A 22,175-nucleotide genomic window follows, 5' to 3' on the forward strand; every position below is an offset into this window, starting at 1 on the left:
TAGTTCCGTTTAAACTAGAATAACAGAATGGTCTGGATAATCAGATACACATTCAGGACAACGATAACTCCAGCAATGATCCAGGAGATGATTTTGAGCCACAGCTTGTTGGCAAAAGCCCCCATGCTTTTTTTGTCACTCGTAAACATCACCAGTGGAATGACGGCAAAGGGTAGCTGTAAAGACAGCACAACCTGGCTCAGAATCAGCAGTTCCTCTGTTCCGTGCTCTCCGGCAATGGCTGTTACGATAACTGCCGGAATGATTGCAATCAGACGTGTAACCAGTCGACGAAGCCATGCTGGGATACGAATGTTCAGGAAGCCTTCCATTACAATCTGTCCGGACAACGTGCCGGTGAGTGTAGAGTTCTGGCCGGAAGCCAGCAGGGCTACACCGAAGAGGATGCTGGCGATGGTAGTACCCAGCAGAGGTGTCAACAGGTGGTAAGCATCCGTAATTTCCGCGACCTGAGTCATACCTGCACTATGGAACACGGCAGCAGACACAATCAGAATAGCAGCATTGATGAAAAGGGCCAGCGTTAAAGCAATGGTTGAATCCATGGTGGAATACCGGATCGCTTCTTTTTTGCCCTGAGGTGTCTGTTCAATCTGACGTGTCTGCACGATGGAAGAGTGCAGATACAGATTATGGGGCATCACGGTAGCACCGATAATCCCGATAGCGATGTAGAGCATGGCTGGATTTTGCAAAATCTCGGCACTGGGTACAAAACCATGCATGACGCCGCCCATATCCGGTTTAGCGAGAAACAGGTCAATCCCGAAGCAGAGGGCGATGGTAGCCATCAGCACAATAACGAGCGATTCCAATGCTCGGAAGCCTTTATTTTGCAGCAAAAGAATGACGAGTACATCGACAGCAGTAATTATGACGCCGTATAACATGGGAATGTTGAACAGCAGCTTGAGCGCGATGGCCGAACCAATAACCTCGGCAAGGTCGGTGGCTGCAATCGCAAGCTCACACAAGATCCATAACACCATAACCACAGGCATACTGAACCGTTCGCGGCAGGCTTGGGCCAAATCCCGTCCTGTGACAATCCCGAGCTTGCCAGCGAGAGACTGTAATACTACAGCCATTAGATTTGAAATCAGAATAACGGACAATAACGTGTAACCGAATTGTGAACCACCGGCAATATCCGTTGCCCAGTTCCCAGGATCCATATATCCAACGGCAACGAGGTAACCCGGTCCAACAAAAGCAAGGAACTTTTTCCACCAAGCAGCGTTCTGAGGCACCTTCATGGAGCTGTGGGCTTCCCCGAGAGATGGGGCCATACCCGCAGCCAATGGTTCATTTGAAGGAGCGTTGAACGGATTTTTTTTACTCATAATATAATCACCCGACTTTGAAGTATTGATATTCTATATGAAGAGGAACGGTGTCATTCCTTTGATTACATTTGAAGAGTTAAATCAAAATCAAAAGCGTAATTAAACTACTTTTCATATGTCTAAACGTTTATGTTTATACTTACATTGTACTCCTTCAATTATTTTTGTCTAGTGCAACTTTTGTGTATGAGGACAAAATTTACCGGAGGATGAATTGTGCCTTAGTATATTACCCAACCTTAAATAAATTACCTGTATTCCTTTCCCAATGCATGAAAAAGATAAAGATGTAAAACCTGAATAAGGATCAACAACGTTTCAAAATGAGCCAGAAGTTTAAATTGAATTGTAGGCAGTAAAAAACTTAAAGGTGAAGGAGAGATTCTTAATGGAAGCTTTATATACAGCAACAGCGACAGTTAAAGGTGGACGTACAGGTTCGGTAGCTTCTTCGGATGGAGTGCTCAAGCATGATCTGAAAATGCCCAAAGAACTTGGAGGCTCTGGTGGTGAAGGAACCAATCCTGAGCAGCTCTTTGCAGCGGGGTATGGTGCATGTTATGAAAGTGCTCTTGCCAATGTGGCACGCAAAGCGGGCGTGAAATTGGAGAATGTGGTGGTCACCAGTAATGTATCCATCGGCAAAGATCCGGCAGATGATGGTTTCCAACTGTCTGTACGTTTGGATGTGAGTATGCCTGGCGTCGATCACAGTCAAGCAGAAGACCTTGCTCGTAAGGCACATGATTTCTGTCCTTATTCCAAAGCAACACGCGGCAATATTGATGTGGTACTTAATGTAGTTTAAGACCTGACTCGTAGGAGTAAAGGGAACATATAGAGCAGGGTATCTCAGGATACCTGATGTTCGAGTACAAGACCCTGCTGGCCTTCGGCAGGGTTTTGTTTTTATAATACAGTTGAGATGCAGGAGATTGCATGTTGAACAGCGTACTATTTTACATAATCTACTCTTGCTTGAAGTCATACATTCGAATAAGGGGGAACGACAATGAGTATTGAAGAGATGATAGAACGGCGATTTGTATGTACCAAGTGCAGGGGTACGGATTGTAACATTAAGGAAGTGTCCATGTCAGGAGCGGGACTTAGCAAAATGTTTGATATTCAGCATAATCATTATCTCTTCGTTGCCTGTTCTTCCTGTGGATATGTTGAAGTATTCGATCCGGATGTGTTGAAAGGGAAAAAACAGGGTCAGGTGGGTACCATTCTTGATATTCTATTTGGTGGGTAAATGTGCGTGAGTTGACATCGAACTAAAATTTCTTTAATATGACTTAGTACTGAGAAGTGTCATTGCTTGAACCAAATTTGAATTGACAGGTGATATCCATGTCTTATAGACCGCGTATTGCAAAATTGGAAGTAGCTAGTAAAAATGAAAAAGACGGATTGTATGAATTTACAATGAAATTGGTAGATGGTACACAGTGCCGTGTATTCTACTCCCATTCCCCAGAATGGAAGATGACCAATATCAGCCGTCTACAGAAAACGCCTTGTCCAGTATGCCGCAAAGATTTCATTTGCAAATGCATGGACCAGTGGGCTGGTGACCTGCACCAACAAATGATCGATGACCAATGGATGGAAAAGGCAATTGCCGAGTAATTGCCAAAACAGATACGAGCGTGGGCGTAGAGCCTGCGCTCTTTTTCTATTTTCCGTTACACTTAAATAAAATGTAAAAAAAGCGACCACGATGAATCAAAACGGGTAAGTTACTCTAATAGCACACATGAGGAGGCCGCGATTATGATAGCAAACCAAATGGATCAGCATCAGGGACACCCGATTGTGCTTGTGGACGGAGTCTGTCATTTCTGCCAAGGATTAACGAAGTGGATAATCAAGCGTGACCCTGAGGGGAAATTTCATTTTGCATCACTTCAATCGGATGTAGCGAAAAAATTGCTGGAGAAGGGCAATTTGTCCACGGACAGCATGGACACTTTTGTACTCATTGAGGATGGAAAATATTATACTCGTTCAACCGCAGCGCTGCGTCTGGCCAAAGGTTTGAAATTCCCCTATCCATTATTGTACGTGTTGATTATTGTACCGAGATTTATTCGAAATGCCATATATAACATGGTAGCTCGCAATCGATATCGATGGTTCGGTAAAGATGAAGTGTGTATGCTGCCCACACCTGACATTAAGGATCGATTCCTTTAAAAGGCTAAAGTGTGACAAATTGTATCGGCAACGATTGATTAATAACGGAAATAATTGGGTAATGAGTACGGATCAATTCTTTTTTGGGAGGCAAATAACTTGAAGAAGTGGACTACATTAATTATTGGGGCATTATTAGCAGTAAGCATGACAGCTTGCAGTAGCGATGCAGATAACAGTACAGCAACGCCGCCAGCTGGCAACGAAACGTCTAACGAGGGTAATACAACTGCGGAGCAGGAGACAAAGACCCCTACATTGGACGAGTTAATTGAGAAAACAAATGCAGCAACTAAGGACATGAAAAGTTTCACTACGGAAGCCAATATCGATCAAAAATTGAAACTGGTAGCTGGCGAGCAGTCCCAGGATCAACAGGTGAAAACATCGCTGAAGATGGATATCATTAAAGATCCAATGATGATCTATCAGGAGATGAAAATGGAAATGTCCGGACAGGAAGCGCAAAATGTGAAGCAGTACATCACTTCGGATAAGATTTATTCGCAGGTGGGAGATCAATGGGTCAAAATTCCTGATGAACAAACGAAACCACTGATTGAGCAAATGCAGGCAAGCATGAAACCGGAAGGTGAGCTGGATCAATTTAAAAAGATTGCCGAAGACACCAAAATTACGGAAGAAGGCGATAACTATGTCATTAACGCTGACGTATCCGGAGATAACGTGAAGGAACTGGCCAAAGCAGTCATGGAGCAAAACGGATCGGATGCCCAAACTCAGGCGATGCTTGATCAAATGAATATTACCAGCATGAAAATGAAATATATGATCAACAAAGAAACCTATCTGCCTGCAAGTACGGATGTCAATATGGTTATGGATATGGAGCAGGAGGGACAGAAAATCTCGATGGACATGAAAATGACCAGCACGTTCTCTAACCATAACGGTGTGAAAGAGATTAAGATCCCGCAAGAGGCATTGGATAGTGCGAAATAAGAAGGCAAGGATAGCGGGAGAGACTATTGAATGAGAAGTTAATCTGATAAAAGTTGCTTAAGATGTGTATCTTCTGAAGAAGGCACTTCTGATATGAATTTATGTGAACCAACAGGTTCGGCGGATTCAATCAGGGGTGTTTTTCTTTTTTTTGTATGCGTTTTGTGGTCAGAGTATTAACAAACGGGTGAGCAGTAGTGGCTTCCGCATGGGGAGTGATAAGCCTATAGCGTACCGGGCTACAAAGGACCTTGTCTCGAAGGTGCACAGGACTGGGAATGAGTGAGTGAGGTCTCTTACGGAGTGAGTGTTCATGCGTCATAGGCTCTAGCAGATTGCCTCAAGAGATCGCATCACTTCCGTTAACCGAATCCATTCGTGTCCTCAAATATGACTGACAGAAGCTCTCTCCCTTGGTCATATAGGGTCCGGTTGTGGACCACAAGGGTGATATCCTGACTGAATCCTCATCCTTGACTTAGGAATCAAATCAAACGTCTTAACACACAGAAATGGTCAGAGATAGTCTCCATTGCCATGCTTGCGTCGTGCCATCCAATTCCTACACTGGAAACGGAGCAATCTTCATTACAGCTACCTCAGCTACTTGGTTGGAAGTAGGCTCATAGCTACACTGTTGTTTGCTTCTGCTGAACTTTTTCCCTTGGCGAAAGCTCTTGGATTTTCTACAATAGTCATGTAAGCGAATCGATTTAGGGTTGGTAGGAAGCTGGAGAAAGTCTATTTCAGGGAAGAAGGTTGGAGAAATGATTGAATATGCACATATACACCACGTGAGTCTGGCTGTACGTGATTTGGAGGTTGCGAAGAAATTCTATTCGGGTTTGCTCCGTATGCAGGAGATTGAACGTCCGCCGTTCAACTCCACAGGCACCTGGTATGCCCTTGGTAGTCAGCAGCTTCATCTATTACAGCATCCGCAGGGACATACGCTTCGTGAGGCTGGCATCGATACTACAGATGGACATTTTGCGATCTGGGTGAAGAGTTACAAGGAGACATTGGATTGGCTGGAACAGCAGGGAATTGAATATGAGGCAAGACCAGATAGTATTGCCGGGTTCGCACAAATTTTTGTGCTTGATCCTGACCGCAATATTATTGAGTTTGATGCACCTTATCATTCTTAATTTGATTGGATTTTTGAAATAGGAGTAAAGAGATACTAGAAGAAAGAGTTTATTTTATAATTCTTAAATACCATTAATACTCTAAATTGAGGGTTATTTACAAAATGGTACTTATGAAAATAGCCTTCCATATACTGCATGTTCATGCGGGTATTGGATGGCTTTTTTTCGAGGAAGGGAATCAGAATAAAAAGTCTAATAAATATACTTTGCTAAAATACATTAGGATATATTAGATAAATTATCATAGGAAAGAGGGGATGCGTTACATCCCCTCTGATTACGTATGGGTTTATCGTACAGTGACTGTATAGAGTACAGTATCACCGTTAGGTAAATAACCGACTACTGTACAAACCCCAGGTGACAAACCAATTATTAATCCTTGTTGATTTAAATAAATGCCGCCATAGTCTCCACTAATCCAAAAGTTGGAGCCAGCAACTGTAATGCTCTCGCCAACTCTCAAACTAATAGGAACGGAAATCTGATCTGCAAGAGTTATTACATTGGACGTTTCTGCAGAAGTAGTACTAGGACTTGGTGTAGTAGTACTAGCTGCGAAAGATGTAGAACCAACAGTGAAGCACGCAACGACAGTTAATAGACCAGTAATAAGTTTCTTTTTCATCGTTATCATCCTCTCATATTTGGAATACAACTCTATTATATAGAAAATATATCCAATAGTAAACTATATTCGGAAAATAAAGTATTTTTTTGGATGAATATTATGTGAACCAAGGATTAATTTTGAGATACTCAATTTTGTGAAACTGCTAATAATAATTTATTTTTTTCTCTGCAAATTGATAAAAATATTAAATATAGTGGTGTATCGTTACGAAAGGGATAAGCGATAGAATGTACAGTGACAAACATTGCGTAAACATGGAACTGATGCAACAAATGAGGTATATTACCTGAATAACAACTATAAGGAGTAAGAGGATTAGTGGAGCAGAATAAATCCCTTGCTCCTCCAGAAATTGTATGCTATATTATCCATACATTCATAGCACGTGACGGAAGCACCGTCCATACACTGCATATTCTTGCGGTTATTGGACGGTGCTTTTTTGTGCTTTTTTTGCAGGGAGGGGAGAAGAATTGATTGTTCTTAAGGCAGTGCTGGCTTCCAAAGACAGAGAGTATATCAGCGCCTGGCTTGATTTTGTACAAGGCAGCTCGTCCGGCTCCGGTATACGATTTACCGCCTTTTCGCAATGGGAACCGTTCAGGGACTACATGAATGAACAGGGAGGCAGGGAACAGCCGGATCTGGTGATTGCGGAGCCGGAGTTTCTAAACCATTGGCTGGGTAACGGTGGCGAAACCTCGGGTATTCCATGGCTGATGCTTAGTGAAGGAATGGATGAAGTCGATGAGGATAAACGACTGATGAAATATCAACCATTGCCTACACTGATGGACGCTGTTCTCAATGCTTGTCGGCAGCCGCGTCGGAAGAAGACTCATCGTCCAGGTCAGGAGACGCTTTCTATTGGAGTTGTATCAGCTTCCGGCGGGAGTGGCAAAACTGCCGTGGCGATGCATATGGCGAAGCAATTGGGGATTGCAGGATACGCTGTTCTGTATCTCAATCTGGAGACGCTGGATAGCTCGATGCCGTTTCTGGAAAAAGGTTTGTCTAGAAGTGGGCAGCGTATACCTGATGCAGAAACAGGACTGTCACGTCTGCTTTACGATTTGAAGGTGGGCAGGAAGGAATCGGTTAAACAGGGACAAGCACAGTCTTCCTCCAAAGGGGTGGACGGATATGTACTGCGTCACGAAGCGCTGAAGTCGGATGTGTTTTGGCCGTTATCGAATCGGAAGGAATTGCTGCAAATGTCCCGTGAGGATACGAAGAGCCTTATTCGGTATTTGGCGGACTGCGGGCAATATGATGTGCTCATTCTGGATGGGGACTCCGGTTGGGATGGACGCAGTGAGGGGATCTTCGATGCTTCCGATGCATTCGTGTGGCTGGTCGAGGATGACATCTCTTCCATGCACCGCTGGGGTCAATGGATGCAGCATATGGAGCGCACGAGGCCAGATCTGCATGAAAGTGTGTTGGACCGTGCCCACTTCATTGTCAACAAGTATCGGAACAACGTCATTAATGCCTTGCCAAGACCTGATCTGCATTTGGATGCTGTGCTGCCGTATATCCCTTCCTGGAAGCAACTTAGTCAGGAGGAAGTGATGCTCAGCTCACCGATCTTTCAACGCGAAGTGAAGAGGTTATGCGCCATGATCGTACAGGATGGGGAAGAAGAACTAAAGCAGACAGGACGAATCCAGAAGGGTGATGTGTGGTCACTATGATGGATTCATCTAAGATGATACTGGACCGAGAAGAGCAGTTTCAGATCATGCGTCGCGAGGTCAGGGAAGGCCTGGATTTGACGTCCTCTGCGGGAGACGAAGAACTGTGGCAGGGAATTGAGCGTAAAGTGCTTTCTGACCCGAAACTGAATGATCTGACCTCCGGGGAGCGTCATACGCTGGTGCAGCGATTATTTGACTCCTTTCGAGGGCTGGATATTCTGCAACCATTGGTGGATCATCCTGAAATTACGGAAATTATGATCAACAGCCACCGGGAAATTTTCGTTGAGCAGGAAGGTGAAGTCAGACAGATCACGCTGGAGTTCGAGTCCAGGGAACGATTGGAAGACATTATCCAGATGATTGTATCCGGGGTGAACCGGATTGTGAATGAGTCTTCTCCAATCGTGGATGCGAGATTGAAAGACGGCTCGCGGGTCAATATCGTGCTGCCTCCGATTGCGTTGAAGGGTCCGACCATGACGATTCGGAAATTCCCGAGTGAACCGATGAAGATGTCCGATCTGATTGGTAAAGGTGCCCTGCATGAAGAAGCGGCAGAGTTGCTGCAACAGTTGGTACGCAGTAAATACAATATTTTTATCGGTGGCGGAACCGGGTCGGGGAAAACCACTTTCCTAAATGCATTATCTCAGTTTATCCCTGCGGATGAACGTATCATCACGATTGAGGACTCTGCTGAATTACAGATTGTCACGGTACCCAATCTGGTATCGCTGGAGACACGTAATGCGAATACCGAGGGCAAGGGGCAAATATCCATTCGGGACTTGATCAAGTCATCCTTGCGGATGCGTCCAAATCGAATTGTCATTGGTGAGGTGCGGGGGGCAGAAGCGCTGGATATGTTGCAGGCTATGAACACTGGACATGATGGCTCGTTGTCTACGGGACACGCAAATACGATCTCTGATATGATCAGCAGATTGGAAACCATGGTGCTCAGCGGTGCGGATCTTCCCATCGCGGTTGTGCGCCAGCAGATCAGCTCGGCCATTGATATCTTTGTACATTTATCCCGGCTGCGCGACCGTTCACGTCGGGTGACCGAGATTAGCGAAGTGATTGGCATGCAGGACGGAGAAGTACTGCTCAATCCACTGTTTCGTTTCCAGGAAATTGAAGAAAAAGAAGGCAAGATTATTGGCGGACTCGTGCAAGTTGGAACGCTGAGACAAGTGGATAAAATTCAGATGGCAGGGCTAGGGGAATGGTTGAACGAGTACATAGAACGAAATAGTGATGAGGTAAAGGATTTGGGATCGGATAACAACGTAAATTAGATGATTCTATTGGTAGGTGATGAAGTTGGGTGAGGCCAGACAGGTGTTAACGGACTACACCGTATTTACGCTATCCCGGAGGCAGCGAATTGTCTGCATGCTGATTAGTGGTTTGTTGTTCTTTGGTGTCGGTATTCTGTTCTATCATCACTGGTTGGCCGGACTGATATTGGCAGCGGGATGTATATGGGTACCAAAACACTGGACAAAAGTACTGTTGGAACGTAGAAGAATGACTCTAAGTTTACATTTCAAGCAGGCATTATATGCGTTGTCCTCCGCGCTGGCTGCGGGAAAATCGGTAGAGAATGGATTTAAGGAATCAGTGGAGGATCTGCGCATGCTGAATCCTGAGGCGGATACAGATCTCATTCGTGAATTCACTATTTTGAGGACACGAATGGAATATGGTCAGCCCATTGAAGAGGCGCTGCAAGACTTCTCGGACCGGGCAAAAATTGAGGATATCACAAACTTTGCCGATGTGTTCATCACTTGTAAGCGAACGGGTGGAGATCTGGTCGAAGTGGTGAGGCGAACCTCTGCGGTCATTGGTGAAAAGCTGGATATTCAGCAGGACATCATGGTAGCGGTGGCACAGAAGAAGTTTGAATCCAAAGTGATGTTTGCCGCTCCATTTATTTTTCTGATTTTTCTGAACTTTACGGCCAAGGATTTTATGGAGCCGTTATACAGTGGGATGGGATATATGATTTCCAGCGGGGCATTGGCGTTACTCGCCTGCTGTTACTTGTGGATTACACGCATTATGGATATCAAAGTATAAGGAGCTGACACGATGCTGCTTCCCGTTATTTTCGGAGGGGTGCTCGGAGCAGGGTGGCTGGTGCTTGATCGAACGCGAGGGCAGACCTACCGACATTTGCGCAAACTGGATATGGAAGGATTACGTCTGAAGAAGCTGCATGGTCCCTTTTTGTATTTACTGGACAAGTTCGAGGTGGGCCGTAGGTTGCCTGTGCTCATATTCCGCATGCAGCATGCCATTCAGAAAATGTATGGCATACAGCACAGTGGAGAGAAAACGATGCTCTACTGTGCTGAAATGCTGACCTACTCATGGCTGATGTTACTCGTAGGCTGCCTTTTGTCGCTCGTTGGGGATATGGGGCTTGGCGGTATGGTGGGTGGATTGGCACTGGGCGTTGCACTTCCCTTTGCGCTCTACCAAGATCTTAACACCAAAGTGCAGCGAAGAGATCAGGACATACTCATGGAGCTACCGGAGTTATTGAACCGAATTGTTCTGCTGGTTGGTGCGGGAGAAACGGTGCAGCGTGCCATTGTTCACTGTGTAGCCAGTCAGGGGGAACGAAATCATCCCCTCTATAATGAGCTACGAAAGATGGTTGGGGATTGGAACAACGGTTATTCGTTTCAACAATCCTTTGAACAGTTCAGTCGTCGCTGTGGTGTACAGGAAGTGACGATTTTTACAACAACAGTGCTGCTGAATTTCCGGCGAGGGGGAGGTGACTTTGTACTGGCGCTGCGGGATCTGTCCCAAGTGTTGTGGGAGAAACGCAAGGCCGTTAGTCGGGCTAAGGGAGAACAGGCTTCTTCCAAATTGGTGTTTCCGATGGTATTGATCTTTTTTTCGATTGTGGTGATGATCGGGGCACCTGCTTTTATGATGATGAATATGTAGGAGGAATTGGGATGCTGGAATTGATGAAAAGCAAAGTAACTGGATTTTGGAAGGAAGAGGACGGACTCGGCACGTTGGAGCTCATTCTAATCATCGGCGTTATTATCATTATTGCATTAATATTCAAAGATCAAATTAAAACATTGGTAGAAAGACTGTTAACCAAAGTGAGCAATAAAAGTAATGAGTTTTTTGAGTAAAAAATTCAAAAAGGAAGAAGGGAGCTTCACTATTGAAGCCTCCCTGGTCTTTCCTATTGTGTTGTTTATTCTCGTGTTACTTTTATTTTTCTCCATGTACATGTATCAGAAGACATTTCTGAACCAACATGCGTATGCAGCTTCTGAACGTGCTGCCTACAGCTGGGACAATAGCCACAAACAGCCACTTACAGGAGAAGTTGTTGCTGGGGAACATGACAACTTGTACTGGAGATTGACCGATGATCGATTGCTCGGAGCACTGTTTGGTTGGGCGGGAGCAGACAATGAGGTTATTGTTTCTGTACTCGCAGGGGAAGGCGGAAGTCTATCGGAAAAGAAACTTTCCCAAGCCACACAAGGTATGCCCTCTGGCATGAACGGAACGATTGAATACCAGAACTCGCTGATCCATCGAAAAGTTACAACCAAGCTGGATCAGGTGATTTCTTTACCACTGCCTTCTTTTTTATTTGACTCAGGTAACAGTGTACTTACACAAGGGACATCTGCAGTTGTAGAGCCTACTGAATTCATCCGAACGGTGGATCTGGTCCGTTATTATGCAGCCAAGTTTAAAGGCAAGGGCGGAGCCGCATCCAGTACTGCCGCTGAAGCAGGACAGATTGTACAGCATTTTAGCAAAACCAAAAAATGAGGAGAGGAGGAGGAAACACTGTTCAGAAAAAAAGACGGTGAATCTGGAGCCGTAACCGTGTTCTTGATCTTGATTTTGGCTGGAATCTTTATGTTTGTTTCCATTTTCATTGATTATGCACGTATTGCTGCTTTCAAAGTACAGGCAGAACGAATGACGCATGCGGCGATGAGATCAGTGATGTCGGCCTATGATACTTCCTTGCGGGAGTATGGTCTATTTGGATACGGTGACAGCAGTGGTGAGGCCATCATGGCGAAGGTGCTAAATGATAGTGTGAAGCCCTCGGCTGTGAAAGATGGTTTTCCAATTTTGGATATCCAATGGGATACGACTTCACTAAGCATGGAGCGTGAACTGGGCAGATACGATATCTTTAATCGCCAAATTCAGGAGGATATGAAATATCGTGCGCCGGTTGATTTTACCCTGGAAGTGGTCAATCGTTTTAAGCCGATGTCAGAAGAGATGAAAGAAGCTGTTCATACTGTGGATTTGCTCAAAAAATTGCAAAAACTGTATGACAAACGTGAGGAATTGCTGGACGAAGCAATAGCCAATCAGACGGAATCGGCCGATAAGCTGAAGAGTCTGTCCGCACTGATCATGAATCCACCTTCCTCTGCCATTTACGACGAGATGCTAAGAGAGACGCCAGAGACAGCTGCTGAAGTAGCAGCACGTTATGCAGATTATCTAAACAAAAAACAAATGGATGAGGGACTGCCATTCAACCAGCAACAGTACATGCTAGAGCTGGCTCGTTATCGAACAGGCGTAGGGAATGTGGCGACAGGCATAAGCATGATCATACAACCAGCATTGCAGGCTCACCAGACAAAATTGGAGGAAGCTCAAGCCAAGATTGAAGAAGCTCGCAAGATCAATGAGGAAATGAAGCGGGTCATCGCTGAGGGGGAGAACCGTTCACAGAATGCCAGTTATGAAAAAGTAGGCAACTCAACACTGCCTGGGACGAGCCCTCCGTCTACCGGATCGGGAAGTGAAGCCAAAAGTACACGCTCCCTTGCATCTGAACTTGTAAGGGCCGACACATTATTCGATCAGTTAAATGCACGTGTACGCTCACAAAATTCGGATTTTACCAATGTCAGAAATGACAGCATGGAGCTTAATACGCAGCTTCGTTCGGTTACGGTAATGAGTGGTGTCTCCATTAAACCAGCGGTTAGACAGGCTAGTCAGGTCACGGAACGATACATGGACACTTACGTGAGAAGTGGGCCCTCCAATGTCATTCTTCAAAGCAAACAGCTGTTGGAGAGCGGTCGTGGGTCCGATGCCCAGCGTAAAGCGAATGACAAGGAATCCAAAGGGAAGCTGAAGGATGTTAAACGTATTTTGTCGCAGATTGAAAAGGGAAGCTCTGGCTCAACAGAAGCGTTCAAACAACTGGAGGAGTACTACAACGCCAACATCGCTTTTAACCAAGCAAGCCGTGAGGAAGCCAAGAAGGCAGAGATTGCTGGTGATCCGTATGATTCTGGTGGTGACGCGATGAACGGGATGGACAGTTTATTCAGTGGGATGTCGAATTTGCTGGATAGTCTTGGCGATGAGTTGTTTCAGAATGAGTATGCACTCGCGTATTTCAACTCTATGGATTTTGGACAGCTGCTGGACTGGACTGAAGGTAGTGGAGATGCTGGTGAAATGTTCAAACTGGAAAATCAGGAACTGGAGTATATCGTATATGGTTTTCATAATCCTTCGGGAAATATTGCTGCTGCATATGGGGAGATCTTTGGCATGCGTTTGGCGATTCGAACTGCAGAAGGATTAGTTGAGAACAGCAAGCTGGGTAATCCACTACTTGTATTATCTGCTGCGATTTTATACGGAATTACAAACGCTATAGCAGATATGGTGAAATTGGCTAAAGACGGCAGTGTGGAATTGTCCAAATATATCAAAGTCAAGCTTACATACAGGGACCATCTTCGTTTGTTCCTATTGATGCATAGCAACAACGAACGCAAAATGTCCAGAATGTTGGCTTTGATCCGATTGAATACCGGCGTGAATCCGGATGAGAAGCAGACATACGCTTCAGGAAACATGCGCAGCAGTATCAAATTATGGTTTTTACCGGGAGTCACAAGAAGTATAGGTGCTGTCATGGGTAGTACAGACCAAGTAGAAGATGGGCGATTTTTCATAGATCGGAAGGCCGATTATTCCTATTGATTAATCCGGGTCGTTTCGGTGGAGGGATTATGGATAAGCAGCATCAGCAGGAAAAAGTTGTGGCGTCTTTGCACAATCGATTAACAAGAATACACAGACTGGAAAGATTGAAATCGCTGACTAAGCAGATACATTCTATCCAAAAGATGCATTCTCGGAAAAGGGAACAGGGCAGTATCGTTTTGGAAGCTTCACTGGTTTTGCCTGTATTTCTTTTCTTTGTCATGTTCCTCATTTACATCGTACAGATGACGTTGGTATCAACAGCATTGCAAAGCACGGCAGGAGAGGCAGTAAAGCAGTTATCAACGAAAATATATCCGGTCTCCCTTGTATTCAGCCCCTCTGATTCCGCAGGTGGTGGAGGCTCGGAGGGTGGATGGAAAATACCGGAGCTGTCACTGACGGAATGGGCCGAAGAGTACGCCTCTTCGCTGCCAGAGCCGCTAAGTGATTGGGTACGTGCTGCCGCTGCCAGAGGTGAACAACCATTACAGGAGATCAAGACATCCGTTCTTGAGACAGTACTTGATCCGACCGTTAAACCGTTGCTTCAGCCTTTTATCAACACTTCTCTACTGGATGTAGAGCGTGTGCATGTTAATGGGATTTCCATACCTGATCTTAAAAATAAAACGAATCCTTATTTTCGGCTTGAATTGAGCTATGAATTGCCTGTTAAGGTCCCCTTTCTAGGGAAGTCTTTACGTATTCAAGCCGCTGCAGCAGAACGGGTATGGATTGGAGATACCGAAGAAGGCTCCAATAGTAGTGGGGGAGACGCAGATTCAGCTGGAGCAGCAACCGTACTATCCAAGCCGGAGCCAGCATACATAGGCAACAACGCGACAATTAAGGTCCAAGTGGAGCCCGGAGCTACAGCGAACTTGACGATATTTTACAAGTCCGGTGAAAGTTCAGCCAAGCATATCGGATGGGCGACTGCGGATGAAAACGGTGTGATTGAGTGGAATTGGTTTGTTGGTACACGTACAACGGAAGGCACATGGACATTTGTTGTAGAAACTGCGGATGGTGTCAAGACGGTGACCGAGTTTAATGTGGCTTCAAGAAAATAAGGAAGGAGATGATGGAGGTGGAGTGGTTTTACCTGGCCTGTGGTCTATATGTGATTGTAGCCTTTGTTACAGATGTTCGTTCGATGAAAATTCCAAATCGTTTAACTGTACCAGTAACTGCCGCGGGAGTGCTGGCCCATATCATCTGGGGAGGGGGGAGGGGTTTCTAATCTCAGCAGCTGGATTCGCGATTGGGTTCGGTGTCTTATTTCTAATGTATCTGATCGGCGCAGTGGGTGCGGGAGATGTTAAGTTGTTTGGAGGAATTGGAGCTTGGACAGGACTGGCCTTTGCTGTTCACGTTATTATTTACTCCGTTTTGTACGCAGGGGCAATTGGATTAGTCATTCTCTTGTTCCGCAGGGATTCAGCGAAGCGGATTCGTGGCATGGCAGGAAATCTTGCCGGTTTCTTCATGCTCGGTTCGCTTAAGCTGGTCAACCAGGAAAAGACACTGAAGTTTCCTTTTATGCTGGCCGTATTGCCCGGATTCATCAGCTCCTATATCTACATGAGTTAATAAAAATTTATAAGATGTGGTGGAGTTTGGATTATAGCTTATTAACGGAAAGAGAGGATTGGCATGTATGGATTAACGAGAGATTTCATTCGAAACGGCGGATCGTTTATGGTTCTGGAGAAAGTGGATGGGCTGCGAATGGACGAACTGAGCCGTGTGCAGATGGGCATGTTATCTTCCAATCATATTCCCCGACTTCTTCCCGTTTATATTCGAGAGGTAGACCGAAATGTAACGTTACAATATGATATTTCAGGATATAAGATGTTACCTCAAATGTTGAAGTCTGGAAAAATCAAGCTGCGTGTATTATATGGTCTATTGTTTCAGCTGGCGGATACGTTTACGGAATGTGGACAATATATGTTGGATTCACGTAAATTACAGATCCAGGAAGAGTACATATTTATCAATGGCTCACTTGAAATAGGAGAGCTTGGCTTAGTATATATTCCAATTATTGATGCAGTTGAGGTAGATCCGACGCCTCAGCAATTCCGCGAACTGGTTATTAGGCTAATGGCCCATGTTCAGGAACTTCAGGGCGAAGGAATTCAGCGTGTCCTCCAACTATGCGACAGTGAACAATGGGATATCAGACAACTGCGTGAACTTTTGCTTGAATTATATGCAGATGAGCAGAGTGGTTCAAACCAGGCATCGTTTATGTCTTCACGTGGGTCATCCGGCGGCACAACTGACAGTCAATTTGGAATGCCATCTGCAGTTCCAGAGCAGGGAAAGGATCTGTTTTCCAATAGAAGTGGCCAAAATCAGTATCGTCAGTTGGATCGAAATGGCGAAGCTTGGCAGCAGTTGGAATCAAATCATCAACCAAGGATATCTACAACGAAGGATGACAAGCCGCTTAACAAACCCTTTTCAGGGTTATCCGGCAGACGTTCACCAATGGAGTCCTCATTGCAATCAAAAGGTGTTACGAATCCGTCACAGCGCCAATCGTTTGATTCATTATCGGACGATGATATGGAAAAGGACGGGAAGGACGAGAAGCAGGATTCTTCCAAAACGACCTATATCCTTCTGGGCTGCATGATTGCCATGGCGCTGGTATGGAGATTCATCTATATGGAACAACCAGGGCAGACACAAATGATTCTATCTGCAGCATTAAGTGCTGGGTTGCTTGGGATCGCGGGTTGGGCATGGATGACCAAAGGAAAATTCGGAATTTCAACATCCAATTTGCTACGCAAAAAGATGCCGAATGAAGAATATGCTGATGGCGAATTACAAGAGGGCTCTTCCAATATGAGATCTGCTTTTTTTGGATTGGGAAGAGGCAAAGATAAGCAGAAAGAAAGCCAAGAAGAGATGTTTCAGGAGAGCTGGCGTTGGAATGCATCTGAAATGTCACCAGAAGGTAACAACACATATGCGCAAGGTTACACGAGTCAACAGAGCTCTGGTGATATGCAAAGTTCTGAATCAGAACGGAGGCACTCTTTTGAATCCAGGTCATCTGTAGCAGGAAATTCTCGCTTTCAAAATCTACATATACCATCCGAAGTATCTGATGAACCTTTTGTTCAGCCAGCTGTCGAATCCGTGGCTGCAACATCGGAACTTGTTCGTCATCATGCGGCGGCTGATGCAACAGTAAACTTGCAAAGTGTTGCCGGCGGAAGCCTTACAGGAGCAGGTTCGGTAGCACCTTCCTTTTACCTTGAACGCAGATCAGCAACAGGGGACAAAAATGAACGGATGGATATCCGTGGAGCCTCGTTTGTTATTGGCCGATCGGCGGACATGGTCCAGTGGGTAGATTCAGCAACCGGTGTGTCCCGTGCTCATGTGGAATTGAGCCGGAACAAATCGGGCTATGTCATTAAGGACTTGGGTTCTGTGAATGGAACCATTCTCAAAGGCGATGTTCTTGCTCCGTACAAAGAATATCCATTGGAAGATGGAGATACCTTTACGTTGGCTGAGTCTGTTTACACGTATCGATCAGTCGGATAAACCACGTTGTTTTAGATCTTCCAGTGCATCGGTTAATGTAGGAAAAGTGAACTGAAATCCGTGATTTAGAGCTTTTTGAGGGATAACCCGTTGTCCCTGAAGCAGCACAACAGAGAGTTCTCCGACCAGTGTTTTGATCAGAATTCCAGGTACGGGGAACCAGTGCGGACGATGATACACTTTGCCTACCGTGCGTCCGAATTCATCGTTGGTAACCGGGTTGGGCGAAGAGGCGTTCACCGGACCGGAGATTTCTTTATTCTGGATCGTGAAATCAATCAACCGCACAATATCCATAATATGAATCCAACTGGTCCACTGTTTGCCACTTCCCACCCTGCCCCCAACACCAAGCATATAAGGCAGTTTCATTAATGGAAAAGCCCCTTTTTTATGACCCAGCACGAGACTAACGCGGATTTTCACGAGTCTCACATGTTTGATGGCATCAGCAGCAACTTCCCATTGTTGAGAAACACGAGATGGGAAATTCACCGATTTTTGTGGGCTGTTTTCATCAAATGTTTCTGTGGGAGAGGTGCCATAGATTGCCATGGCAGATGCTTGTACGACTACCTCCGGTTTGTGTTCCAGTGAATCTACCAATTTGGCTACGCGCGCTACAGTAGTCACTCTGGATTCAACAATCTCCAGTTTCGCCTTGGTTGTCCAACGTTGATTCAACGTTTCTCCGGCGAGATTCACCAAGGCATCCATTCCTTCCAGCAAATCAGGCTGTTCCTCTACCTGTTCCCATGAGATATAAGTAAGGTTTTGGCTTGGATTATGTAAATTCGGCAGTTTGCGTGTAATAACTTTCACATGATGGCCTGCCTGAAGCCAGGAATCAACGAGTGCTCCTCCGACAAAACCGGTACCTCCGCAAATCGCAATCTTCATCTTGGCGACCTCCTTGTTATTTTGACTATGCTGACATGTAATATTGGATCGACAAACAGCCCCGGGCGGTAAGCACTGCCTTGCTGGGAATGACTTACCTGACGGAGCATGTTTGCAAATATGTAAGCCTAATACATGTTCGGCTGAATTGCATGATCTATTTATTCATCAAATGTTTATAAGGCGAATAGTCAATTTGGTTTTTCTCCAGAAATTTCACCAAAAACTTATTATCCCGCTTCGGTGTGGCTATAATGTATCCTTTAATGCAATGATCTCTGGATACTTCAGTTGCATTATTTTCGTATGCAATTTTGCCGATTTCTGCTGCTATGGAATGTTTGGCGATATCTCGAAATGGGCCGGGAACAGGTTCTACAAGTTGGTCGAGAAAAGCTTTTGCTTCATCTGTCCATAGATGACGGCTGGTTTCAACCCAGTGATTCTGCCAATCAAGTTTCGATTTACCGTCTGCCTTCGGAAGCACTTTCAAAAACTTGCGCATCATAAAAAATCCGCCAACACACATACTTCCAAGCAAAAGAACGGTCCAAAATGCGATCGTGTTCATAAACCAATTGCTGGGGGAACTACTGGTCAACGTCAAAGCGTAGGAGCCGAAAATCATTGCGGAGTCACCTCGGTTTATTGATTTTCACGGAAAGACGGATTCCGCCCACCATGTTCCAAATTACAGCTGTAAAAAATAGCCTATATCCCGAATTATAGCGCATTTCTAGATTTATTTCGATAATCGCGTTAGAATAAGGGATAATTCAGAAAAAGGGGGATTAATGATGCTTAAAATCGGCTCCCATGTGTCCTTTTCGGACAAGGGATTATTGAGTGCAACGAAGGAAGCGTCCTCGTACGGTTCCAGTTCGTTTATGATATATACGGGTGCACCGCAAAATACCCGCCGCAAGCCTATTGAGTCCATGTTTATTGAGGAAGGCAAGCTTGCGATGCAAGAGGGCGGAATGGAAGATATCGTTGTCCATGCGCCATACATTATTAACCTCGGATCATACAAAGAAAACACGTATGAACTGGCCGTAAGTTTCCTTCAGGAAGAGATTCGTCGTACACATGCGATTGGTGTCAAAAATATCGTGCTGCATCCCGGCGCATTTACGGACAAGGACGCTCACTACGGCATCGGACGTATTGCTGAAGGCTTAAATGAAGTGCTGGACGGTGTGAAAGAGACGGATGTGAACATCGCTCTGGAAACAATGGCTGGCAAAGGTACTGAAATGGGCCGCAGCTTCGAAGAAATTGCTCAGATTATCGAGAAGGTTACACACAATGAACGCCTTACTGTATGTATGGATACATGTCACATTCACGATGCGGGTTATGATATCGTGAATGACCTGGACGGTGTTCTTGAACAATTTGATCGTACGGTAGGGCTTGACCGCATTGCCGTAATGCATATTAATGATAGTAAGAACCCTGTGGGTGCGCACAAGGACCGTCATACACCGATTGGCTCCGGCTGGATTGGTTTTGAAGCAATTAACCGTATCGTGCATCACGAGGCTCTTCAGGGACGCCCATTTATTTTGGAAACGCCTTGGATTGGCAAAGAGGCCAAAACTCAGCGTCCTATGTATGAAGCAGAGATTGCATTGCTTCGCGGGGATGTTGCTGGTCGATTTGGTCCCGAATTCCTGACAGAAGTGGAACAACTGCATCATTTCTTCAAAGGAAAAGAGATTGAGTCCCGTTCATATGTTCTGGATATCTGGACGTTGCTCAAAAATGATGCCAAAGCGAAGAAAGCCGATCCACGTGAGCCGTTGGAGCGTCTGTATGACCTCGTGGCTGAAGCCGCATTGTTCCCGCACTTGAATGAAGAACAACTGAATCATCGTTTGATCGCCTGGCTTGCAGGCAAAGAAGTTTTTGTCACGGCCTAGTTGAAGGAGGAAGAATAACCCGATGGAGATTCACGCTAAACAAGTACGACCTGATGTTAAAAACCGCGCCGATCGGGCGCGGATGCTTATTTCCTGTCCGGATGGACCGGGAATTGTTGCCGCAGTATCCCATTTCTTGCACCAGCATGGTGCAAACATTGTACAGTCGGACCAATACACAATGGACCCGGCTGGCGGCATGTTTTTTATGCGGATCGAGTTCGATCTTCCACAATTATCGTTAAACCTGCCTAAGCTGGAGGCTGATTTTGAAGAAGTGGCAAACCGATTCAAAATGGATTGGAGTCTCTCTGCGGTTAGCCGTAAGAAGAAACTTGCTATCTTTGTATCCAAGGAGGATCACTGTCTGGTTGAGCTGTTGTGGCAATGGCAGGCTGGCGATCTGGATGCAGACATCGCACTTGTTGTGAGCAATCATCTGGATATGAAGGACTATGTAGAATCATTTGGCATTCCTTATCATCATATTCCGGTTACAGCAGATACGAAGAAAGAAGCGGAACAACGTCAGTTGGACGTTATTGGTAATGATATCGACGTAATTATTCTTGCGCGTTACATGCAGATCATTTCCCCGATGTTCATTGAGCATTACCGCAATCGTATTATTAACATTCATCACTCGTTTCTGCCTGCCTTTGTCGGCGGTAAACCGTATGCCCAAGCGTACAACAGAGGTGTCAAAATTATCGGTGCTACAGCTCACTATGTTACGGAAGAGCTGGATGGCGGACCAATCATTGAGCAGGACGTTCAGCGTGTAAGCCACGGGGATGATGTAACTGAGTTGAAACGTATTGGACGTACCATTGAGCGGGTAGTTCTTGCTCGTGCCGTTAAATGGCATGTTGAAGACCGTGTACTGGTTCATGAAAATAAAACCGTTGTGTTTTAAGCTAATGCTTTAATACTGCGCAAGGTTGATTCGGAAAGATACAGTTCAGTTCTATTCCGAAAAAAGAAAAGGCGATTCCCTATTCATGTCTAAACGGGGGATCGCCTTTTTGACTGTGTTTCCATACATGACCGCATACACCAACGGCCACGCCAAATAACACATGCCCTGCCAGCCAGTAAAATATGGCTTTTATATCATATAGATCAGGCACACGGCTTGATAGCTGGGAGAGCGGGATATACAGCAGGGAAGAGAGAACGCCGATCAGGACGCCATTGGCTATCGGATGACCTGAACGCTGAATCCACCATATGTAGAAGATACCAATGATAATGGAAACGATAAGATGCAGCATAAATTCAATGTATTCAGGTAATGTCGGCGGAAGCCATGGAACAAAATCAATGTTCAGCAGCAAGGTATAGACTTTTTCACCAGTGTAAGTCTGCATAGCCTTTAAAAAGAACCCAAGCACCAGTCCGGATGTAAGACCTGTTAAAACCCCGGCTTTCCAGGGTAATATGTGCTTTAGCGAATTTGGTGACTTAGCCAAATGTTCCGGCATATGCGAATCCTCCTTTCCATATGAAGTACAACCTAATGTACACAAAAGTCCAATTTTTCCAATCATGATCAAAGACCATTATATGCAAAATCAACTTCGATATCTAAAAAGAGTATGGTTTTCCGCTTAAAGGTTATACTTCATCCGATGGATTTGCGATGCTGGCTGAGCTAGAAGATATGTAGAAATGCTCAGTATGACACTCTTTTTGCGCAACTGGAAACA

At 45.2% G+C, this 22,175-nt stretch carries 23 protein-coding genes; 18 read left to right on the plus strand and 5 right to left on the minus strand.

The window, feature by feature from the left end; all coding sequences use genetic code 11:
- Positions 1–14 precede the first annotated feature (14 nt).
- Entirely contained in the window at positions 15–1,310 is a 1,296-nt protein-coding gene (locus RS891_RS07075) for an Nramp family divalent metal transporter (protein ID WP_113051927.1), read from the minus strand.
- A 445-nt stretch (positions 1,311–1,755) separates the two neighbouring features.
- Here RS891_RS07075 and RS891_RS07080 point away from each other — a divergent pair, with 445 nt between their 5' ends.
- From RS891_RS07080 to RS891_RS07105, 6 genes are all read left to right on the plus strand, one after another.
- Positions 1,756–2,175, plus strand: a complete 420-nt coding sequence (locus RS891_RS07080; RefSeq protein WP_063564421.1) for an organic hydroperoxide resistance protein — start codon at positions 1,756–1,758, stop codon at positions 2,173–2,175.
- A gap of 204 nt (positions 2,176–2,379) precedes the next feature.
- Positions 2,380–2,625: a zinc ribbon domain-containing protein gene (locus RS891_RS07085; protein WP_024629326.1), complete on the plus strand. Its 246-nt coding sequence runs from the start codon at positions 2,380–2,382 to the stop codon at positions 2,623–2,625.
- Positions 2,626–2,723: 98 nt separating this feature from the next.
- Positions 2,724–3,002 (plus strand): hypothetical protein, encoded by a 279-nt coding sequence (locus RS891_RS07090; RefSeq protein ID WP_113051884.1) that lies wholly within the window; start codon positions 2,724–2,726, stop codon positions 3,000–3,002.
- Positions 3,003–3,146: 144 nt separating this feature from the next.
- Positions 3,147–3,569, plus strand: a complete 423-nt coding sequence (locus tag RS891_RS07095) for a thiol-disulfide oxidoreductase DCC family protein (protein WP_315794893.1) — start codon at positions 3,147–3,149, stop codon at positions 3,567–3,569.
- 99 nt (positions 3,570–3,668) lie between these two features.
- Complete coding sequence (locus tag RS891_RS07100; RefSeq protein WP_113051886.1) at positions 3,669–4,532, plus strand: DUF6612 family protein; 864 nt, start codon at positions 3,669–3,671, stop codon at positions 4,530–4,532.
- Positions 4,533–5,299: 767 nt separating this feature from the next.
- On the plus strand, positions 5,300–5,683 hold the full coding sequence (locus RS891_RS07105; protein ID WP_315794894.1) for a VOC family protein: 384 nt from the start codon (positions 5,300–5,302) through the stop codon (positions 5,681–5,683).
- A 292-nt stretch (positions 5,684–5,975) separates the two neighbouring features.
- Here RS891_RS07105 and RS891_RS07110 read toward each other — a convergent pair whose 3' ends face one another.
- Positions 5,976–6,314, minus strand: coding sequence for a BLB8/JUQZ-1 family protein (locus RS891_RS07110; RefSeq protein WP_146752100.1), 339 nt, complete (start codon positions 6,312–6,314; stop codon positions 5,976–5,978).
- A 479-nt stretch (positions 6,315–6,793) separates the two neighbouring features.
- Between RS891_RS07110 and RS891_RS07115 the strand changes: the two genes are divergently transcribed.
- The 10 genes from RS891_RS07115 to RS891_RS07160 all read left to right on the plus strand — a co-directional run bounded on the left by RS891_RS07115 (position 6,794) and on the right by RS891_RS07160 (position 17,641).
- A complete protein-coding gene (locus RS891_RS07115; RefSeq protein ID WP_315794895.1) occupies positions 6,794–8,017 on the plus strand; it encodes a nucleotide-binding protein in 1,224 nt (407 codons plus the stop codon).
- 14 nt (positions 8,018–8,031) lie between these two features.
- The gene (locus RS891_RS07120) at positions 8,032–9,324 is read left to right on the plus strand and encodes a TadA family conjugal transfer-associated ATPase (RefSeq protein WP_315794896.1); all 1,293 of its coding nucleotides are present in this window, start codon (positions 8,032–8,034) and stop codon (positions 9,322–9,324) included.
- Positions 9,325–9,343: 19 nt separating this feature from the next.
- Positions 9,344–10,111, plus strand: coding sequence for a type II secretion system F family protein (locus RS891_RS07125; RefSeq protein ID WP_315796212.1), 768 nt, complete (start codon positions 9,344–9,346; stop codon positions 10,109–10,111).
- 12 nt (positions 10,112–10,123) lie between these two features.
- Positions 10,124–10,993 carry a type II secretion system F family protein gene (locus RS891_RS07130; RefSeq protein WP_315794897.1) on the plus strand — a complete coding sequence of 290 codons (870 nt, stop codon included), beginning with the start codon at positions 10,124–10,126 and terminating at the stop codon, positions 10,991–10,993.
- Between the two features lie 11 nt (positions 10,994–11,004).
- Positions 11,005–11,193 (plus strand): Flp1 family type IVb pilin, encoded by a 189-nt coding sequence (locus RS891_RS07135; protein ID WP_315794898.1) that lies wholly within the window; start codon positions 11,005–11,007, stop codon positions 11,191–11,193.
- A complete protein-coding gene (locus tag RS891_RS07140; RefSeq protein WP_315794899.1) occupies positions 11,177–11,851 on the plus strand; it encodes a TadE/TadG family type IV pilus assembly protein in 675 nt (224 codons plus the stop codon). Before RS891_RS07135 ends, RS891_RS07140 begins: the two co-directional genes overlap by 17 nt.
- 57 nt (positions 11,852–11,908) lie before the next feature.
- A complete protein-coding gene (locus RS891_RS07145; protein ID WP_315794900.1) occupies positions 11,909–14,059 on the plus strand; it encodes a hypothetical protein in 2,151 nt (716 codons plus the stop codon).
- Between the two features lie 29 nt (positions 14,060–14,088).
- Positions 14,089–15,138 carry a pilus assembly protein gene (locus RS891_RS07150; RefSeq protein WP_315794901.1) on the plus strand — a complete coding sequence of 350 codons (1,050 nt, stop codon included), beginning with the start codon at positions 14,089–14,091 and terminating at the stop codon, positions 15,136–15,138.
- Positions 15,139–15,352: 214 nt separating this feature from the next.
- Positions 15,353–15,658: an A24 family peptidase gene (locus RS891_RS31655; protein WP_397386903.1), complete on the plus strand. Its 306-nt coding sequence runs from the start codon at positions 15,353–15,355 to the stop codon at positions 15,656–15,658.
- 63 nt (positions 15,659–15,721) lie between these two features.
- Positions 15,722–17,641: a DUF6382 domain-containing protein gene (locus RS891_RS07160; protein WP_315794902.1), complete on the plus strand. Its 1,920-nt coding sequence runs from the start codon at positions 15,722–15,724 to the stop codon at positions 17,639–17,641.
- Here the strand turns inward: RS891_RS07160 and RS891_RS07165 are convergent.
- Together RS891_RS07165 and RS891_RS07170 are read right to left on the minus strand one after the other, a co-directional pair.
- On the minus strand, positions 17,630–18,541 hold the full coding sequence (locus tag RS891_RS07165) for a TIGR01777 family oxidoreductase (RefSeq protein WP_315794903.1): 912 nt from the start codon (positions 18,539–18,541) through the stop codon (positions 17,630–17,632). The genes RS891_RS07160 and RS891_RS07165 overlap by 12 nt on opposite strands.
- Before the next feature lie 157 nt (positions 18,542–18,698).
- Positions 18,699–19,169 (minus strand): DUF2621 domain-containing protein, encoded by a 471-nt coding sequence (locus RS891_RS07170; protein WP_113051899.1) that lies wholly within the window; start codon positions 19,167–19,169, stop codon positions 18,699–18,701.
- A 169-nt stretch (positions 19,170–19,338) separates the two neighbouring features.
- Here RS891_RS07170 and RS891_RS07175 point away from each other — a divergent pair, with 169 nt between their 5' ends.
- Both RS891_RS07175 and purU read left to right on the plus strand, forming a co-directional pair.
- On the plus strand, positions 19,339–20,466 hold the full coding sequence (locus tag RS891_RS07175) for a deoxyribonuclease IV (protein ID WP_113051900.1): 1,128 nt from the start codon (positions 19,339–19,341) through the stop codon (positions 20,464–20,466).
- Between the two features lie 22 nt (positions 20,467–20,488).
- Entirely contained in the window at positions 20,489–21,382 is an 894-nt protein-coding gene (gene purU / locus RS891_RS07180) for a formyltetrahydrofolate deformylase (RefSeq protein ID WP_063564406.1), read from the plus strand.
- Positions 21,383–21,461: 79 nt separating this feature from the next.
- Here the strand turns inward: purU and RS891_RS07185 are convergent, their stop codons facing one another.
- Positions 21,462–21,950 (minus strand): hypothetical protein, encoded by a 489-nt coding sequence (locus RS891_RS07185; RefSeq protein ID WP_315794904.1) that lies wholly within the window; start codon positions 21,948–21,950, stop codon positions 21,462–21,464.
- Between the last annotated feature and the right edge of the window lie 225 nt (positions 21,951–22,175).

It is taken from the genome of Paenibacillus sp. BIC5C1 (assembly GCF_032399705.1).
GTDB classification, from domain to species: Bacteria; Bacillota; Bacilli; order Paenibacillales; family Paenibacillaceae; genus Paenibacillus; species Paenibacillus taichungensis_A.

What these genes read in the sequence shown, in the direction of transcription:
- RS891_RS07075 (WP_113051927.1), bottom strand. Translation starts at nt 1,310, where the DNA reads ATGGCCCCATCTCTCGGGGAAGCCCACAGCTCCATGAAGGTGCCTCAG.
- RS891_RS07080 (WP_063564421.1), top strand. Translation starts at nt 1,756, where the DNA reads ATGGAAGCTTTATATACAGCAACAGCGACAGTTAAAGGTGGACGTACA.
- RS891_RS07085 (WP_024629326.1), top strand. Translation starts at nt 2,380, where the DNA reads ATGAGTATTGAAGAGATGATAGAACGGCGATTTGTATGTACCAAGTGC.
- RS891_RS07090 (WP_113051884.1), top strand. Translation starts at nt 2,724, where the DNA reads ATGTCTTATAGACCGCGTATTGCAAAATTGGAAGTAGCTAGTAAAAAT.
- RS891_RS07095 (WP_315794893.1), top strand. Translation starts at nt 3,147, where the DNA reads ATGATAGCAAACCAAATGGATCAGCATCAGGGACACCCGATTGTGCTT.
- RS891_RS07105 (WP_315794894.1), top strand. Translation starts at nt 5,300, where the DNA reads ATGATTGAATATGCACATATACACCACGTGAGTCTGGCTGTACGTGAT.
- RS891_RS07110 (WP_146752100.1), bottom strand. Translation starts at nt 6,314, where the DNA reads ATGAAAAAGAAACTTATTACTGGTCTATTAACTGTCGTTGCGTGCTTC.
- RS891_RS07120 (WP_315794896.1), top strand. Translation starts at nt 8,032, where the DNA reads ATGATACTGGACCGAGAAGAGCAGTTTCAGATCATGCGTCGCGAGGTC.
- RS891_RS07125 (WP_315796212.1), top strand. Translation starts at nt 9,344, where the DNA reads ATGAAGTTGGGTGAGGCCAGACAGGTGTTAACGGACTACACCGTATTT.
- RS891_RS07130 (WP_315794897.1), top strand. Translation starts at nt 10,124, where the DNA reads ATGCTGCTTCCCGTTATTTTCGGAGGGGTGCTCGGAGCAGGGTGGCTG.
- RS891_RS07135 (WP_315794898.1), top strand. Translation starts at nt 11,005, where the DNA reads ATGCTGGAATTGATGAAAAGCAAAGTAACTGGATTTTGGAAGGAAGAG.
- RS891_RS07140 (WP_315794899.1), top strand. Translation starts at nt 11,177, where the DNA reads ATGAGTTTTTTGAGTAAAAAATTCAAAAAGGAAGAAGGGAGCTTCACT.
- RS891_RS07150 (WP_315794901.1), top strand. Translation starts at nt 14,089, where the DNA reads ATGGATAAGCAGCATCAGCAGGAAAAAGTTGTGGCGTCTTTGCACAAT.
- RS891_RS31655 (WP_397386903.1), top strand. Translation starts at nt 15,353, where the DNA reads ATGTATCTGATCGGCGCAGTGGGTGCGGGAGATGTTAAGTTGTTTGGA.
- RS891_RS07160 (WP_315794902.1), top strand. Translation starts at nt 15,722, where the DNA reads ATGTATGGATTAACGAGAGATTTCATTCGAAACGGCGGATCGTTTATG.
- RS891_RS07165 (WP_315794903.1), bottom strand. Translation starts at nt 18,541, where the DNA reads ATGAAGATTGCGATTTGCGGAGGTACCGGTTTTGTCGGAGGAGCACTC.
- RS891_RS07170 (WP_113051899.1), bottom strand. Translation starts at nt 19,169, where the DNA reads ATGATTTTCGGCTCCTACGCTTTGACGTTGACCAGTAGTTCCCCCAGC.
- RS891_RS07175 (WP_113051900.1), top strand. Translation starts at nt 19,339, where the DNA reads ATGCTTAAAATCGGCTCCCATGTGTCCTTTTCGGACAAGGGATTATTG.
- purU (WP_063564406.1), top strand. Translation starts at nt 20,489, where the DNA reads ATGGAGATTCACGCTAAACAAGTACGACCTGATGTTAAAAACCGCGCC.
- RS891_RS07185 (WP_315794904.1), bottom strand. Translation starts at nt 21,950, where the DNA reads ATGCCGGAACATTTGGCTAAGTCACCAAATTCGCTAAAGCACATATTA.